At 42.1% G+C, this 16,344-nt stretch carries 12 protein-coding genes and 1 other annotated feature; of the genes, 7 read left to right on the forward strand and 5 right to left on the reverse strand.

The window, feature by feature from the left end:
• The first annotated feature begins 458 nt into the window (after positions 1-458).
• Positions 459-1,253, forward strand: a complete 795-nt coding sequence (gene hisJ, locus CE058_RS09815; protein ID WP_048010854.1) for a histidinol-phosphatase HisJ — start codon at positions 459-461, stop codon at positions 1,251-1,253.
• Here the strand turns inward: hisJ and refZ are convergent.
• Positions 1,250-1,879, reverse strand: coding sequence for a forespore capture DNA-binding protein RefZ (gene refZ / locus CE058_RS09820; RefSeq protein ID WP_053071378.1), 630 nt, complete (start codon positions 1,877-1,879; stop codon positions 1,250-1,252). The genes hisJ and refZ overlap by 4 nt on opposite strands.
• Before the next feature lie 212 nt (positions 1,880-2,091).
• Between refZ and CE058_RS09825 the strand changes: the two genes are divergently transcribed.
• Positions 2,092-2,571 (forward strand): GAF domain-containing protein, encoded by a 480-nt coding sequence (locus tag CE058_RS09825; RefSeq protein ID WP_048010852.1) that lies wholly within the window; start codon positions 2,092-2,094, stop codon positions 2,569-2,571.
• A 49-nt stretch (positions 2,572-2,620) separates the two neighbouring features.
• On the opposite strand, the gene megL is transcribed toward CE058_RS09825, so the two are convergent.
• Together megL and CE058_RS09835 are read right to left on the reverse strand one after the other, a co-directional pair.
• Positions 2,621-3,808: a methionine gamma-lyase gene (gene megL, locus CE058_RS09830; protein ID WP_163142265.1), complete on the reverse strand. Its 1,188-nt coding sequence runs from the start codon at positions 3,806-3,808 to the stop codon at positions 2,621-2,623.
• 142 nt (positions 3,809-3,950) lie between these two features.
• Entirely contained in the window at positions 3,951-5,819 is a 1,869-nt protein-coding gene (locus CE058_RS09835; protein WP_163142268.1) for a sensor domain-containing diguanylate cyclase, read from the reverse strand.
• Between the two features lie 539 nt (positions 5,820-6,358).
• On the opposite strand from CE058_RS09835, the gene rpsD reads away from it, so the two are divergent.
• Entirely contained in the window at positions 6,359-6,961 is a 603-nt protein-coding gene (rpsD, locus tag CE058_RS09840; RefSeq protein ID WP_048010849.1) for a 30S ribosomal protein S4, read from the forward strand.
• A gap of 180 nt (positions 6,962-7,141) precedes the next feature.
• Here rpsD and tyrS read toward each other — a convergent pair whose 3' ends face one another.
• The gene (tyrS, locus tag CE058_RS09845) at positions 7,142-8,401 is read right to left on the reverse strand and encodes a tyrosine--tRNA ligase (protein WP_163142271.1); all 1,260 of its coding nucleotides are present in this window, start codon (positions 8,399-8,401) and stop codon (positions 7,142-7,144) included.
• 75 nt (positions 8,402-8,476) lie between these two features.
• Positions 8,477-8,701 (reverse strand) — a binding site (T-box leader).
• A gap of 156 nt (positions 8,702-8,857) precedes the next feature.
• Here tyrS and CE058_RS09850 point away from each other — a divergent pair.
• Positions 8,858-11,749 carry a transglycosylase domain-containing protein gene (locus CE058_RS09850; RefSeq protein WP_163142274.1) on the forward strand — a complete coding sequence of 964 codons (2,892 nt, stop codon included), beginning with the start codon at positions 8,858-8,860 and terminating at the stop codon, positions 11,747-11,749.
• 102 nt (positions 11,750-11,851) lie between these two features.
• Here the strand turns inward: CE058_RS09850 and acsA are convergent, their stop codons facing one another.
• Complete coding sequence (gene acsA / locus CE058_RS09855) at positions 11,852-13,570, reverse strand: acetate--CoA ligase (RefSeq protein WP_048010846.1); 1,719 nt, start codon at positions 13,568-13,570, stop codon at positions 11,852-11,854.
• Between the two features lie 222 nt (positions 13,571-13,792).
• Here acsA and CE058_RS09860 point away from each other — a divergent pair, with 222 nt between their 5' ends.
• The 3 genes from CE058_RS09860 (at position 13,793) to CE058_RS09870 (ending at position 16,323) form a co-directional block, all read left to right on the forward strand.
• The gene (locus tag CE058_RS09860) at positions 13,793-14,425 is read left to right on the forward strand and encodes a GNAT family N-acetyltransferase (protein ID WP_048010845.1); all 633 of its coding nucleotides are present in this window, start codon (positions 13,793-13,795) and stop codon (positions 14,423-14,425) included.
• Between the two features lie 81 nt (positions 14,426-14,506).
• A complete protein-coding gene (locus CE058_RS09865) occupies positions 14,507-15,154 on the forward strand; it encodes an acetoin utilization AcuB family protein (RefSeq protein ID WP_163142277.1) in 648 nt (215 codons plus the stop codon).
• Positions 15,151-16,323, forward strand: a complete 1,173-nt coding sequence (locus CE058_RS09870; RefSeq protein WP_048010843.1) for an acetoin utilization protein AcuC — start codon at positions 15,151-15,153, stop codon at positions 16,321-16,323. Before CE058_RS09865 ends, CE058_RS09870 begins: the two co-directional genes overlap by 4 nt.
• Positions 16,324-16,344 lie beyond the last annotated feature (21 nt).

Here is a 16,344-nt window from a genome sequence, read left to right on the forward strand (position 1 = left end):
AATGTTATTTTCGAAAAATAACTATAGCATCTATAATTTTTTAATGTTTCTTTCAAGGCTCTTTTCGTATAAATTGTTATTTTTGCCTTTCAATGTTATCCGTTGATTTCCGCTCCAGGCTGCTCAGCGAACAGCGGGGCGGGCGGTGAGCCTCCTCAACGCTCCGCGTCTGCGGGGTCTCACCTGTCCCGCAGGACATTGAATAAGCTTCCTTGAGTAAACACCGACGAAGAAAATGCGAATGCATTTTCGAGGATCTCGCACCTTCCGCTGCAATCAACTCAGTAATTAATATATAATATGCAACAGAAAACCGCCTTTTTAATTGAACTATATGAACTGTTCAAATACAAACAATTCGCTTTTTATAAAAGATTTCCTTCTTTATTTAGGAGATATATAAAAAAGAGACTTGAGTACTGCATCAATTAAACCATTGCAGAAAGGAAGGTCTTTATATGTTAAAAGACGGCCATATCCACACACCCTATTGCCCGCACGGGACAAAAGATTCATTGGAAGATTATGTTGAGAAAGCAATAAGTCTGGGTTTTAAGGAGATTTCTTTTACCGAACATGCTCCGCTCCCTGATGGCTTTGAGGACCCGGCACCTGCCCGGGACAGTGCGATGCGCAAGGAGAAACTTGAAAATTATTTTACTGATATTTCAAGAATAAAAGCAGATTATCACGGAAAAATCAGGATTAATGCGGGGCTTGAAGTGGATTACATTGAAGGCTTTGAACGGGAGATTACAGAATTCCTCGATAAAAATGGAAAATACATGGATGATTCTATTTTATCTGTACATTTTCTAATGCATGGCAGCCGCTACGAATGCCTGGATTACAGCCCGGATGTTTTTGCAAAGATGATCGAAGACTACGGTTCTATTGAAGCAGTTTATATGAATTATTTCCGCACCCTGCTTTTATCTATAAAAGCAGATTTAGGACCGTTTAAACCAAAAAGGATTGGGCATATCACCCTGGTAAAAAAATTCCAAAAAAAATATCCCGCTGATCGGGAATATAGTGAGGAAATAATCCAAATACTTGATGAGGTCCATAATCAAGGCTATGAACTCGACTATAATGGAGCCGGTTTCGCCAAGCCGTTATGCAAAGAGTCCTATCCACCGGATTGGGCTGCAGAAGCAGCGGCCCAAAAAGGAATTACACTTGTTTATGGATCCGATTCTCATCAGGCAAAGGAAATGGGTCAGGGCCTTGATAGAATGAAATACCTTTAGAGTACAGCAGCATAAGGTTTTCCGGCATGATTGCACAGGACTCCATCAACCCAATTGAAGATCTCTTTCGTGTATTTATCCGCGAAATATTTTTCATGAGGAAATACATGCAAGACTTCAGCCATATAATGTGTGTTCAAAAATGGCATGGACAGGAGTCCTTTCAGCTGGATAATCATATAATTAGCTGAATGGATACGAAACTCTTTTGTTTTCATGCCCCTTTCGAGCACCTTGCCAAAATAAAACTTTTCTTTTGCTAAATAAGTGGACATGATTTCCCTTACTACCTGTGAATCTATTGAAATTTCCCGGAGTATCAATCTTGTTAAATGTGTATGTTCAAACTGATAAATCATGATATTTTGCGCCATTTTTTTCAGGCTCAGAGCCGCACCCTGTTCAAGAAATGAAAACCCCTTCTCTATCTCCTGAATATATCCTTCAAAAAACGCAGTAAAGCAAAATTCAAGCAGCCCGTGTTTGTTATCGAAATAGTATGCGATATTCGCTGGATTCGTCTGAGCTTTGCCTGCAATATCCCGGATGGAGGTCCCAGAGAAACCCTTCGTATTAAATAAGGAGATAGCGGCAGACACAATTGCCTCTTTTGAATTTTTTTTCAAAGTTCCCGCCTCGCTTTCTTTTGTAAAATCTCGGTCCAAACACATAATGAGTGGATTAAATTCATGGCATGTTAAAAACGGATTTGTTGTGATAATTAAACATTCTTGCTAAAATCGTCTTATCCTTTTTAAAGTTCTCGACAATGTCCTTCTAATTTCCTGTTCATCTGCCAGGAAATTCATATATCTTTGAGAAAGCAAGGTGATTTGTGATGTTTAGTGTCGAATCATACAAGGGAACCCGTGAAGAAAATTATCAATTATTGATTAAACAGCTCTCTGCTCTTCTTGAAGGAGAAACGAACAGCATTGCCAATTTAAGCAATGCATCGGCACTTCTTAATCAATTCCTGGAACGTACCAACTGGGTAGGGTTTTACCTGATGGAAGAAGGCGAGCTTGTTCTCGGGCCATTTCAGGGCCTGCCTGCATGTGTAAGAATTCCCCTTGGCAAGGGCGTGTGCGGAACAGCTGCAGAGCAAATGGAAACTGTCCGTGTTGAGGATGTCCATCAATTCCCAGGACATATCGCCTGTGACGCTGCTTCACAGTCCGAAATCGTCATTCCGCTTGTCAAAGAGGGCAAGCTTCTTGGTGTGCTGGATATTGATTCTCCAGAAAAAAACCGGTTTGATGCACTTGACCAGAAATACCTGGAAGACTTCTCAGAGGTGCTTGTATCCTTCCTGTAAATGATTTCAAAAAAGAGATGGCCATTTAAAAACGGCCATCTCTTTTTTATCAGACTTCTTCAAGAGCCCGGGAAAGATCCTCCCTGATATCTTCCCATGATTCAAGGCCGACTGAAAGCCTCAGCAATGTATCTTCAATGCCCATTTTTTCACGGTATTCCTTTGGAACCACTGCATGAGTCATAGTTGCAGGGTGCTGAATTAATGTCTCCGCATCTCCAAGACTCACGGCAATTTTTATTAGATTCAGCCTGTTCATAAATTCCTGAGCAGTCTCTTTATCTCCTTTTAGAGTAAAGGAAATCATCCCGCCCGGCTTTCTCATTTGTTTTTGCGCAATATCAAAATCTGTATTACTGCTGTCTCCGGGAAAATAAACTTTTTCCACTTTTGGATGCGCCAATAAGTATGATGCAAGCTGTTCAGCATTATCACAGTGCCTGTCAAGTCTGACTGCAAGTGTTTTCAAGCCGCGCAGCAGCAGCCAGGCATCAAAAGGTGAAATAATGCCCCCAATGTCTTTTTGAGTAGTCATCCTTACTTCATCCAAAAATTCTTTGCTGCCTACAACAAGGCCGGCAATTACGTCACCATGACCCCCGATGTATTTTGTCGCACTATGAATGACAATATCGCATCCCAGCTCAATCGGGTTCTGTAAATATGGAGAACAGAAAGTATTATCAACCACAACTGGAATTCCTTTCTCCCTCCCTACTTCTGCAACCATCTTCAAATCCACCAATTTCATTGTTGGATTTATTGGAGTTTCAACATATATACAGACAGTCTCAGGCTTTATTTGATCAAGCAGCTGCTGCTTTGATTCCATATCTGAATAATCATGGCTAATTTTATATTTTTCCTCCATCATCTCCAGGAGTCCAAATGTACAACCATACACTCCCTGTGAACATAAGATATGATCACCTGTTTTGGTTAAAGCAAACAGAACAGCTGAAACCGCGGCCATGCCCGAACCAAAAGCAAGGGCAGCTTCTCCCTTTTCAAGGGCGGCCATTCTTTCTTCCAGCATCTTTACTGTTGGATTGCCCAGACGGGAATAAATATAGCCTTCTTCTTCACCGGCAAAACGCTTTTCCCCCTGCTGTGCAGTCTCAAAAGTAAAAGTTGACGTCTGAAAAATAGGCGGCGCCAGGCTTCCCGTGAAGCTTTCTGCATCGTATCCTTCATGGATGACCTGCGTCTCGAAGTTAAACCGATGATTTCTATCCATTATAACTCTCCCCTTCGTTGAAAACGCTTACATTATTTACTATAATAAGCTCCTCTTTCAGCATATGATAATAGCATATTTTTTGAAAGTAATTTGTTTTGGAAAAATATTAATAAAGACTGCCTCTTTATAAGGCAGTCCCCTATATAAATGTATCTGCTGCCGACTCAAGTACCACTTTATTTTTACCTGTATTCTTGGCAGTATATAAAGCCCTGTCAGCCCGCTTAAAAAGCGCAGCATATGAATCTATATTTCCCCTGCTCCAATGCGAAACTCCGCAAGAAATGGTTACTTTGGGATCTGTAATCTGGCATACCTTTCTGACAAGCCGCTCAGCAATAAGAGCACCCACTGACAATGATACACCGGGCAGGTAAAGAGCCAGCTCCTCACCGCCCCATCTTGCTCCTATATCAGTGCCGCGAATATTGCTGTTAATTAAATTGGCGACTTGAATAATGATTTCATCGCCTACCTGATGTCCGTATGTATCATTGATCAATTTAAAATCATCTATATCAACCAGCATAAAGGTTCCTTCATGATCTTCATTCATGGACTGATGTATGCGATCATCCAGATAGCTTCGTGAATAAAGCTTTGTTAAGTGATCCGTTACAACCATCTTTTCGAGCTCTTCTCTCAGCATTGAATTGGTAAAGGCAAGGGTGGAATGATGAATCAATGATTGCAGCAGCTTGAATGTTTCAAATGAAAAATGATAAGGAGAACTGTGCAAGACAAGCGCAAATCCCTTTAATACTCCAGACTGGGTCATCGGAACCGCCATAATGGATTTATAGCAGCCCGCCGCTCCCTCGGACTGTAAAGAAAAATCCCCAATAAAAAGAGACTCTTTCTCCCTGATGATCTTTTCCTTCATATACTGGATATAGCTTTCTGCCTCTTTGGTATGAAAAAATTCAGTACTGCCCTGAATTATATTCACATCAGAAGCATCAGCAGATATCAGGATGAAACCGGCTTCTTCAGCATCAAAGGACTGCAGAATCTGATCTGACATAAAGTTCATCGTTTCTGTAAGGCGCAAATTCGAGTTCAGGCGATGGGATGTTTCATTAATTAATTGAAGATCCGCTATAAGCCGCTTGGATTGCTGGTAAAGCTGTGCATTCTCCAGGGCACTGCCTGCAGTATTGGCCAGAAGCGTTATAAATTCAATTTCATTTTTAGGGAATATGATGGTATTAGGTGCAATAACCTGAAGCACACCATAAACCCCCTGTTTCCCTTTTAAGGGAGCATACAGAATAGAGCGAACTTCCTGCAGGGAATCTTCAAATTGAACAGCCCCCGTGACATAAGCCTGCATGGCCGCGATGTTTTCGCTGTCATATTCAAGATCTCTAATAGGCAGATCACCATGATTATTATTATCCTGCGACAGCAGAAGATAATAGGTAAAAGTGGGGTACATTTCCTGGAGAGTAAAGATAATTTCCCCCAGTACCATGTCCATATCCATTGAAGAATGGAATTTCTCAGTAACGCGGTACAGCTGTTTGTAGCGTTTCTCTTCAGAAGCAATTTTGGCCATACCCTGAGCTTTATCAAGAAATTGCCCGCATTCTTCGCTAAGTTCCTGAAAAACTTTTTCTGGATAAGTGTGAAAACAGCCTGATGCCCCTGTTAGAATCATGCAGCCCAGCAGCTTGTTTCCTTTTACAAGAGGAATCATGATTTGTTTTTCCGTAATCTCCGTGCCTAGCCTCTGGAACTCTCTGTTTGTTTTAGCCCATCTATTTAAGTCACCTGAAAAAACACGTGAATCTAAAGCCTCCGGATTTGTGGAAGCTTCTGCAAAAAACTCCTGCTTCCATTCATTAAAAACGCAGAGAATTATTTCATCCGCTTCGGTAAGGGCTTGAATGGCAGAAAGCATTTCATTCAGTAATTTTTCATAATGAAAGAAACCGTTCTCCGTATCGATAATATCAAAAAATCGGCTTTTTAAATTAAGTATGATTTGGCGTTCAAGTGTATCCATCTTCTTATCACCCATCAAATGTCTCAGATCATGAATCTTTTAACCAATAAGGTATATTATAACGGACCAAAATTAATAATCCCGGTAAAGATGTGGCTATTTCGTTTCAATTCCGGTTTTCAGCAGGATAGTCCTCTGCCAAATTTTTCTTTATTATATCACAGTTTCAAAGAGACTCCTGCTAGTTTTCTAATTTACTGTGAAATATGGTTTAGAAAAAAACTTTGCCTTATAATGAATACATGCTTTAAATCAAAAGAAGTAAAAAATAAAGATCACCTTGACTTTTGCCCTCTGAAAATTATATAATATTCCTTGTGTAAAATATTGCAGCCTATGTGAGCACCTTGATGTACTCATTTTGTTCCTCAACCAGCTTCAGCCGCCTTTGGCGACTTATATGTTTCTGGGGATGGGGTACTGTGTAACCCTCTGCTGCTAGGGCGAAGGTACATGAAAACAAAATGAACATGATTGTTGTGCGCATCTGTTTCTGTTTTTATTTTACCCAAATAAAAACACAAAAGGAGGAGTCTTAAATGGCTCGTTATACTGGTCCAAGCTGGAAATTATCCCGTCGTCTTGGAATCTCTCTAAGCGGTACTGGAAAAGAATTAGAAAAGCGTCCTTACGCTCCTGGACAACATGGTCCAAACCAGCGCAAGAAAATCTCTGAATACGGATTACAATTGCAGGAGAAGCAAAAGCTTCGTCACATGTACGGAGTAAATGAGCGTCAATTCCGCAATTTATTCGATAAAGCCGGCAAAATGCCTGGTAAGCACGGTGAAAACTTCATGATTCTTCTTGAATCACGCCTTGACAACGTTGTTTACCGTTTAGGTCTTGCACGCACTCGCCGTCAAGCTCGCCAGCTTGTTAACCACGGTCACATCATGGTTGATGGATCTCGTGTTGATATCCCATCATACCGCGTAGCACCTGGTCAAACAATTACACTTCGCGAAAAATCTCGCAACCTTGACATCGTTAAAGAAGCAATCGAAGTTAACAACTTCGTACCTGACTTCGTATCTTTCGATGCAGACAAGCTAGAAGGAACTTTCACTCGTATGCCTGAGCGTTCTGAACTTCCAGCTGAAATCAACGAATCTCTAATCGTTGAATTCTACTCTCGTTAATAATATTAGAACTGCCGAAGCATTTCGGCAGTTTTTTTGTTATATCTACTGGATTAACTCCCACTTTACAACCTCGACTCCTACTTTCGTCGTTAATCAACAGGATCAGCTATCTGTCCACCCATTTTTGATTCAATTATATATAAATAAAGCCCTCCGTCACAGGAGGGCTTTCGCTTATTAGTATTTAATCAGGAAATATTTCTTCTTTCCGCGGCGAATGACAGTAAATTGACCTTCGATCTTGTCTTTATCAGTTAGAGTGTAATCAAGCACTGTTACGCGTTCTCCATTTACAGAAACAGCGCCATTCGTCACATCTTCACGCGCCTGGCGTTTGGATGGAGAGATTTTGGCAGCCACAAGCAAGTCAACTATGCCCAATTCCTCTCCTTCAGAATGCTCATAAGATGGAACATCTTTAAAGCCTTGTTTAATCTCTGAAGCCGAAAGATTTTTTATATCTCCGCTAAATAGAGCAGCTGTAATTTTGATAGCCTGTTCTAATGCTTCATTTCCATGAATCAGACGCGTCATTTCTTCAGCAAGTGCTTTTTGGGCTTTGCGGAGATGCGGTTCTTCCTGAACAGCTTTTTCAAGATTTTCAATTTCTTCACGGGATAAGAAGGTAAAGAATTTAAGGTATTTGATTACATCCGCATCTGCTGTGTTAATCCAGAATTGGTAAAACTCATAAGGAGATGTTTTCTCAGGATCAAGCCAGATTGCGCCACTTTCCGTTTTGCCGAACTTTGTTCCATCCGCTTTCGTTACAAGAGGAATTGTCAGGCCGTAAGCCTTGGAACCTTCAGGCGCCATTTTGCGGATAAGCTCAAGCCCGGTTGTAATATTTCCCCACTGATCGCTTCCGCCAATTTGCATCTTACAATTATGGTTTTCAAATAAATGAAGGAAATCCATTGCCTGCAGGATGGTATAAGTGAATTCCGTAAAGGATATCCCTGTTTCCAGCCTGGAAGAAATGGTGTCTTTAGCGAGCATGTAATTGACTCCGACATGTTTTCCAAAATCACGCAGGAACGTAACGATATCCATGGAGCCTGCCCAATCGTAATTGTTAACCATAATTGCACCGTTTTCACTTTCAAAATCAAAAATTCTTTTCAGCTGGCCCTTTATGCAGTCCACATTATGCTGTACTGTTTCAAGAGTCTGCAGCTTCCTTTCCTCGCTTTTGCCGCTTGGATCACCAATAAGTCCAGTAGCTCCGCCAACAAGAACAATTGGACGGTGGCCTTCTTTTTGAAAACGTCTTAACGTTAAAAATGGAAGCAGGTGTCCGATATGCATGCTGTCAGCAGTAGGGTCAACACCGCAGTACAAAGAAATTTTCTCTTTCCCGAGAGTATTTTGAATACCCTCTTCATCTGTCTGCTGATAAACAATTCCTCTCCATTGCAGATCTTCAATTAAGCTCATCTTATATCCTCCTTATCAACGGTTATTTTCAAGGCATTTACGGTTTTAACCATACAAAAAGCGCCCCTGCAATTATGCAGGGACGCATGATCATTTTGCGCGGTACCACCCAGATTGAGGACAAATGTCCTCCACTCTTTCAGAATAACGGATAATCCGTCCACTGCTATAACTGCTGTGCAGGTTGACAGTGAAAGCTCAGGGAGGTAATTCATCCTTCTATTTGTACCGGCTCGCAGCAAACGCCGGCTTTCTGAAACAGGGATAGAAGCATTACTGGATTCCCATCAATGCCTGTAAAATATTAAAAGTCTAAGATAGAATATTTTTATCATAAAATTGAACCAAATGTCAAATTCCTGTGCAAAAAAGGAAATTTCAGATAAATGGCGAACCATGTCATATTGGGCTGTCACATTGTGCTATAATATATGTGATTTTAGGGGGATTGATACGATGAAAGAAAAGTTTCAAATGTTAATGGATAAATTGAGGCAGACTCCGGGCCTTTTTGGTAATAAGAAAGCCGCTAAAGGCGCAAGTATAACATACCAGGTCATCTGGAATCTTACTTTGCTTTTTATCATCCTGGCTGTGATTGGCGGTGCATTCGCTGGGGGACTCGGAGCTGGTTATTTCGCTTCGCTTGTAAAGGATGAGCCCATCAGATCCTATGCCAGCATGAAAAAGGAAATTTATGACTATGAAGAAACATCAGAACTATACTTTGCAAATAATGTATATCTCGGAAAGCTCAGAACAGACCTTGAACGTGAGGAAGTTAAGCTTGATGATGTTTCGGAACACTTAATTAACGCAGTAGTAGCTACTGAAGATGAGTATTTCTACGAACATGACGGTGTGGTGCCAAAAGCGATAATGCGCGCACTGTTCCAGGAAGTAACAAATTCATCTGTTCAATCCGGCGGAAGTACACTGACACAGCAGCTGATAAAGAACCAAATCTTAACGAATGAAGTTTCTTTCGAGCGGAAAGCGAAAGAAATTCTGCTTGCTTTGCGGCTGGAAAAATTCTTTGATAAAAAAGAAATATTGGAAGCCTACCTCAATGTTTCCACTTTTGGAAGAAATGCAACCGGACGTAATATTGCCGGAGTTGAAGCAGCTGCCAAAGGTATATTTGGGGTGAGTGCAAAAGAATTAACATTGCCTCAGGCCGCTTTCATAGCAGGGCTTCCTCAGAGTCCATTCGGCTACACTCCCTTTACAAGGGAGGGAACGGTCAAAGAGAATCTGGAACCGGGTTTCTCAAGGATGAAAACCGTTCTGAAAAGAATGTATGATGACGGAAAGATTGACCAGAAGCAATACGAGGAAGCTTTGGCATATGACTTGACAAAGGATTTCACTACAGCTTCTGAGAGCCCTTTGGAAAAGTATCCATATCTAACGTATGAAATAGAAGAACGTGCAGTAAAAATCATGACTAAAATTCTCGCAAAAAATGACGGATATGAAGAACAGGACTTAAAAGAAGATGACGAGCTCCGCGAGGAATACAGAACCCTTGCAGACCGGACAATCCGTCAGAATGGCTTCCAAATTCATACGACCATTAACAAGGATATTTATGATAAGATGCAGCAGGTCAAAGATAACTACCCTTATTACGGCCCTGATAAACCTGAGACAGTGAAGGATCCGGAAACTGGAGAAAACAAGCAAATCATGGAGCCCGTAGAAGTTGGTGCGATCTTAATTGAAAATAAAACAGGGAAAATTATCAGCTTTGTCGGCGGACGCGATCACAAACGCGAGCAGCTGAACCATGCTACAAGCGCTCTAAGGCAAAATGGTTCAACCATGAAGCCGCTTTTAGTCTATGCTCCGGCAATAGAACTGGGAAAGGCAGCGCCGGGCACTATCCTTCCTGATGTGCCGCTGCACCTTGCTCCGGGACTAAACAGACCTTGGCCAAAGAACTATACAAATACCTATAGCGGGCTCGTTTCGGCCAGACATGCACTTAAGCATTCATACAATGTCCCTGCTGTAAAGCTCTATAAGGATATAGTCGGACAGCGGCCTGCTTCTTACCTGGAAAAAATGGGCTTTACTTCTCTTATCGGCCCTGACTATACAAACTTGTCTACATCCATCGGATCACTGGAATACGGTGTAACTGTAGAAGAAAATACAAACGCATTTACTACATTTGCTAATGGCGGGAAATTTATTGACGCCTATATGATTGAAAAAATTACAGATAAAGACGGGAACGTCATATTCCAGCATAAGTCCGAGCCTGTTGATGTATTTAGCCCGCAGACAGCGTACCTTACAATCGATATGATGAGAGACGTTATTAACAGCGGAACTGCCACATCGATTAAGAGCAGATTGAAGTTCGGTTCTGATTGGGCGGGGAAAACAGGTACTGGTACTGAATTCATAGATGCCTGGTTTGTGGCAACCAACCCGAATGTCACCTTCGGCATCTGGTCTGGTTATGATACGCCTAAATCATTGAAGGCTCCTGGCCCATTAAGCTATAGCCTGCGAAATAATTATCTGTGGGCTGACCTGATGAATGCAGCATATGATGTTGCCCCTGACCTTGTGGACCCGAGCGAAAGCTTTAAAATGCCGGGCGGAATCGTAAGACGTTCATTCTGTGCTATTTCCGGCCTGCTCCCTTCAGAGGCATGTTCAAAGGCTGGCCTGGTCGAGACTGATTTATTCAATGCCAAATTTGTTCCTACAAAAGTGGATGACAGCCTCGGCAATGGAAAACTTGTACGAATTGGCGATAAAAAATATATGGCACTTGATTCAACACCAGAAGAGTTTACTGAACCTGGAATGGTAGTGAATCCGGAATATATTCAAAAGCTATTCGGCATTAAAGCAAATTTAAGTACTCTTATTCCGAATAAAGAACGCTGGAAGAGCATCCTGACTAGCGCTGACCAGCTTAAAGACAACGGTAAATCCCCGGCAGCTCCAGGCATAAAAGCTTCGGGTGAAAGCATTACATGGGGCGCACACCCTGAAAAAGATGTGATAGGTTACCGTGTCTATAACGGAGGCAAAAAAGTCGGTACCATAAAAGCCGGCTCCTCCCTTAGCTTTAAAGCTGGAAGCGGCTCAATCCATGTAACAGCCGTTGACATTGCCGGCAGAGAGTCTGCTCCATCCAATGCAGTGGAAATCGGCAAAAAGCCGGAAGAAGAGAAACCTAAGGAAGATAAACCAAAAGAAGAAAAGCCTAAGGAAGAAAAGCCTAAGAAAGAAAAACCGAAAGATCCGCCAGCCGAAGAAAAGCCCAAGGAAGAAAAACCATCAGAATCCGGTGAAGATGGAGAGACATCAGCTGAAAATGGTTAAAATGAAAAGCAGAAATCCATTGATTGGATTTCTGCTTTTCTCGTTTTATACTTTCAAAAGCACGTGAAGGCCGCTGTTTTTGAACAGCGGCCTTGAACTTTCTTAATCTTCCATTGTAGACAGATCACCGGTTGGGAGATCCAGTTCCCATGCCTTAAGCACACGGCGCATGATTTTGCCGCTGCGGGTTTTTGGAAGCTTGTCGCGGAATTCGATTTCACGCGGAGCAGCGTGGGCAGCAAGGCCCTTCTTAACGAATTGGCGAATTTCTTCCACTAATTCCTCAGTTGGTTCATGCCCATCCCGTAAAGCAACAAACGCTTTAATAATTTCTCCGCGGACAGGATCTGGCTTGCCGATAACCCCAGCTTCTGCAACCGCAGGATGTTCGATCAGTTTACTCTCTACTTCAAACGGTCCTACACGTTCGCCAGATGTCATGATAACATCATCTACACGGCCCTGGAACCAGAAGTATCCATCTTCATCCATATAAGCGGAATCTCCGGAAACATACCAATCACCAGGCATAAAATAAGATTCATATTTTTGCTCGTTATTCCAGATGGCATGCATCATGGAAGGCCAGCCCTTTTTAATCGCAAGGTTGCCCATACGGTTAGGCGGCAGTTCATTTCCCTGATCATCGACAATGGCTGCTTTTACACCCGGAATCGGCTTACCCATGGATCCCGGCTTTATTTCCATGCAAGGATAATTGCAGATAAGCTGTGCACCTGTTTCAGTCATCCACCATGTATCATGGATGCGCATGTTAAAGACTTTTGTACCCCATCTGACAACTTCAGGATTTAGCGGTTCACCCACACTGAGGACATGGCGAAGGGAGCTTAAATCAAATTTTTTCACCACTTCATCGCCCGCTCCCATCAGCATGCGGAATGCCGTCGGAGCACTATACCAAACTGTAACGGCATACTCCTCAATCATTTTATACCAAGTCTCCGGATTGAACCTGCCCCCGACCACAAGGTTTGAAGTCCCTGTCAGCCACGGGCCGAAAATACCATATGAAGTACCGGTTACCCATCCAGGATCAGCAGTGCACCAATATACATCTTCTTCTTTTAAGTCCAGCACCCATTTAGCTGTCTGGTAATGCTGAATCATTGCATTATGTACATGCAGAACCCCTTTTGGCTTTCCTGTTGAACCGGATGTATAATGCAAAATAAGCCCATCGTTTCCGTCAACCCATTCAATTGGGAGCTTCCTGCTGGATTCAGCCACTCTTTTATTAAAATTAACATATGGCCCGGTTTCCTCTATATTTTCCCCAACAAGGAATACATGCTTTAAAGCAGGCAGCTGGTCAACAGGCACCCGTTCCAAAAGCTCAGGTGTTGTAATCAGGACTTTTGCTTCACTGTCAGCAAGTCTGTCACGGACCGCACCTTCCATGAAAGCTTCAAATAGAGGACCCACTATAGCCCCCAGTTTAACAGCCCCCAATACGGCAAAATAGAGCTCAGGAGAACGCGGCATAAAGATGAACACCCGGTCGCCTTTTTCAACATCGCCATATGCTTTTAATGCATTTCCCGCTTTATTTGATAGTTCCTTCATTTCTTTAAAAGTATACTTCTCATTTCTCTCCCCATCGCGATAATAAAGGGCAACCTTATTTTTTCTGAAAGATTCCGCATGACGGTCAATAGCCTCATAGGCCATATTCATGCGGCCGGTTTCTTTCCAGGAAAATTCTTTTTCCGCATCAGCCCAGTTGAAATTTGCATAAAGTTCATTATAATTTTTTAAATTGAAGTCCCCTTGTGTTACTGGCAGCGCTTCCACTTTCATAAATCGTTCTCCCCCTTATTTAGATTTGATATTATTATAGTATAAACATTATATTTTCTCAATTTTTAAAATTTTAAAGGAGAAAAAAGTAGTTATGACCAGACTCGTAAATTGTCACAAACTTTTTTAAATTACACAGAAAATTATGTGAAAGCGCTTTATCATCCGCGTTTTTATGTATAATAGAAGATACATTGATCATGCTACCTGGGTGGTGAATACATGGAACATAACAAAACGTATAATGCAAAGGAATTAAAAACAGCCAATGGAAAATTAATCATTGAGGGGCCAATTACACCCGAAAAATTGGCAGATTATGAGTTTCATAAAGATCTTGTCGCTTTCAGGCCGCCGGCTCAGCAGCATAAAGCCCTGGTTGAGATTGCGGGATTGCCTGAGGGCCGAATTATAGTAGCCCGTGACAGACATACCATTGTCGGCTATGTTACTTACTTGTATCCGGATCCCCTTGAACGCTGGTCTGAAGGTAAGATGGATAATTTAATTGAATTGGGTGCCATAGAAGTGATTCCTGCTTTCCGGGGTTCAGGAACAGGCAAGAACCTGCTGAAAGTATCTATGATGGATGATGCTATGGAGGATTATATTGTTATAACGACAGAGTATTATTGGCATTGGGATTTAAAAGGAACTGGCCTGAATGTATGGGAATATCGAAAAATCATGGAAAAGATGATGAATGCAGGCGGTCTTGAATGGTACGCCACAGATGACCCGGAAATCAGTTCTCACCCTGCAAACTGCCTGATGGCCCGAATCGGAAAAAGAGTAGACCAGGATTCTGTCCAGCAATTTGACCGCTTGCGCTTTATGAATCGCTTTATGTATTAATAGAAGTGTAAATACATAGTTCATGCTATGACTTTTCCTGCATGAGTGTATCTCCATATATTTTATAAGGAGGCATTTAAAGTGATTGTAGAAGAAATTATGAAAACGGATGTCACGGCTTTGTCAAAAGAAGACACTATTGCCGATGCCATAAGAATTATGAGTGAAAAAAGAATCCGGCATTTGCCAATAACAGATGAAGATGGCAGACTCCAGGGACTTGTAACAGATAGGGATATTCGGGACGCCACACCTTCTATTTTTCATACAGAACTGTTTAAGGAAGATCTGCAGAGACCGTTAAAAATGATTATGAAGACAGATATCATCACTGGTCATCCGCTTGATTTTGCTGAAGAAATTGCTGCGGTTTTTTATGAGCAGCGGATTGGCTGCCTTCCCATATTAAACGATAATAAGCTGGTTGGGATTGTCACAGAAACCGATTTGCTTCATACATTAGTTCAATTGACGGGAGCTCATCAGCCAGGCTCGCAGATTGAAGTGAAGGTGCCGAACAAGGCGGGCATGCTGTTTGAAATCGCTGAAGTCATTTGCAGAAGGAAGGCAAATATCCAGAGTGTCCTTGTATACCCTGACAAAACAGATGATAAATTTAAAATATTGGTGATAAGGGTACAAACAATGAATCCTATACTTGTAGTAGAAGATTTGAAAAAAGCAGGCCATCACGTTTTATGGCCAAATATGCCGGGGATTTCACTATGACACATGATTCAGTATTTGTTTATTCGGAAGACCTGCTGAATTACAAATTCGGCAAAAATCATCCTTTTAATCAGATAAGGCTGAAGCTGACACTCGATTTGCTCAAAAATATAAATGCCATCGATGACTTTCATATTATCCCGCCGCGCCAGGCTTCGGATGAAGAGCTTCACCTGATTCATGATCCAAATTATGTGAATGCTGTCAAGCTTGCCGGCCGTGGACAGCTTCCTGAGGAATCATGTGAAAACTATGGTCTTGGAACAGAGGACACACCTATATTTTCCAATATGCACGAAGCGAGCTCTCTTTTAGTAGGAGGCACCCTGGCAGCCGTTGATGCCGTTATGAGCGGACGTGCTAAGCATGCACTGCACCTTGGCGGAGGCCTTCACCACGGTTTTAGGGGAAAAGCCTCCGGATTTTGCATTTACAACGATAGCTCAGTAGCCATAAAGTACATGCAGGAAAAGTATAAAGCCCGTGTTTTGTATGTAGATACTGATGCTCATCATGGTGACGGTGTCCAATGGTCATTTTATGATGACCCGGATGTATGCACCCTATCAATTCATGAAACAGGCCGATACCTTTTTCCCGGTACCGGAAATATCAATGAACGGGGACAAGGGAAAGGATATGGTTTCTGTTTTAATATTCCCGTGGACGCTTTTACTGAAGACGACTCCTGGCTGCATGCATACCGTACAGCTTTTCGGGAGGTTGCGGAATTTTTCAAGCCTGATGTAATTTTGACGCAAAATGGGGCTGATGCACATTACCTTGACCCTCTTACCCATTTATCATCTACTATAAAAATCTATAGGGAAATTCCGAAACTGGCTCATGAAATTGCCCATGAATATTGCGGAGGGAAATGGATTGCAGTCGGCGGCGGCGGCTATGATATTTGGAGAGTTGTTCCCCGGGCATGGGCCATGATTTGGCTCGAAATGACTGAAAACTCTAATTGTTACGGCAATATCCCGGAGGAATGGATAAATAAGTGGAAAGAACACGCACCTGTGCCTCTTCCCTCTGAATGGGAAGATCCGGCTGATTTATATAACCCTATCCCCCGTAAAAGTGAAATAACTGAAAAAAATGCCCGGACATTGGACAAGGTTCTATATCCCATCCGGAACAAATCAATGACAGAGTCTAAATAAGAAAGTGACTGGCCGGAAACA

Source organism: Bacillus sp. 22-7 (genome assembly GCF_010628845.1).
Lineage (GTDB): Bacteria > Bacillota > Bacilli > Bacillales > Cytobacillaceae > Cytobacillus > Cytobacillus firmus_B.

Excerpts from the sequence above, each read along its gene's own strand:
- CE058_RS09860 (WP_048010845.1), top strand. The coding sequence starts at position 13,793 with ATGGAACATAACAAAACGTATAATGCAAAGGAATTAAAAACAGCCAAT.
- CE058_RS09870 (WP_048010843.1), top strand. The coding sequence starts at position 15,151 with ATGACACATGATTCAGTATTTGTTTATTCGGAAGACCTGCTGAATTAC.
- CE058_RS09835 (WP_163142268.1), bottom strand. The coding sequence starts at position 5,819 with ATGGATACACTTGAACGCCAAATCATACTTAATTTAAAAAGCCGATTT.
- hisJ (WP_048010854.1), top strand. The coding sequence starts at position 459 with ATGTTAAAAGACGGCCATATCCACACACCCTATTGCCCGCACGGGACA.
- megL (WP_163142265.1), bottom strand. The coding sequence starts at position 3,808 with ATGGATAGAAATCATCGGTTTAACTTCGAGACGCAGGTCATCCATGAA.
- rpsD (WP_048010849.1), top strand. The coding sequence starts at position 6,359 with ATGGCTCGTTATACTGGTCCAAGCTGGAAATTATCCCGTCGTCTTGGA.
- acsA (WP_048010846.1), bottom strand. The coding sequence starts at position 13,570 with ATGAAAGTGGAAGCGCTGCCAGTAACACAAGGGGACTTCAATTTAAAA.
- CE058_RS09850 (WP_163142274.1), top strand. The coding sequence starts at position 8,858 with ATGAAAGAAAAGTTTCAAATGTTAATGGATAAATTGAGGCAGACTCCG.
- CE058_RS09825 (WP_048010852.1), top strand. The coding sequence starts at position 2,092 with ATGTTTAGTGTCGAATCATACAAGGGAACCCGTGAAGAAAATTATCAA.
- tyrS (WP_163142271.1), bottom strand. The coding sequence starts at position 8,401 with ATGAGCTTAATTGAAGATCTGCAATGGAGAGGAATTGTTTATCAGCAG.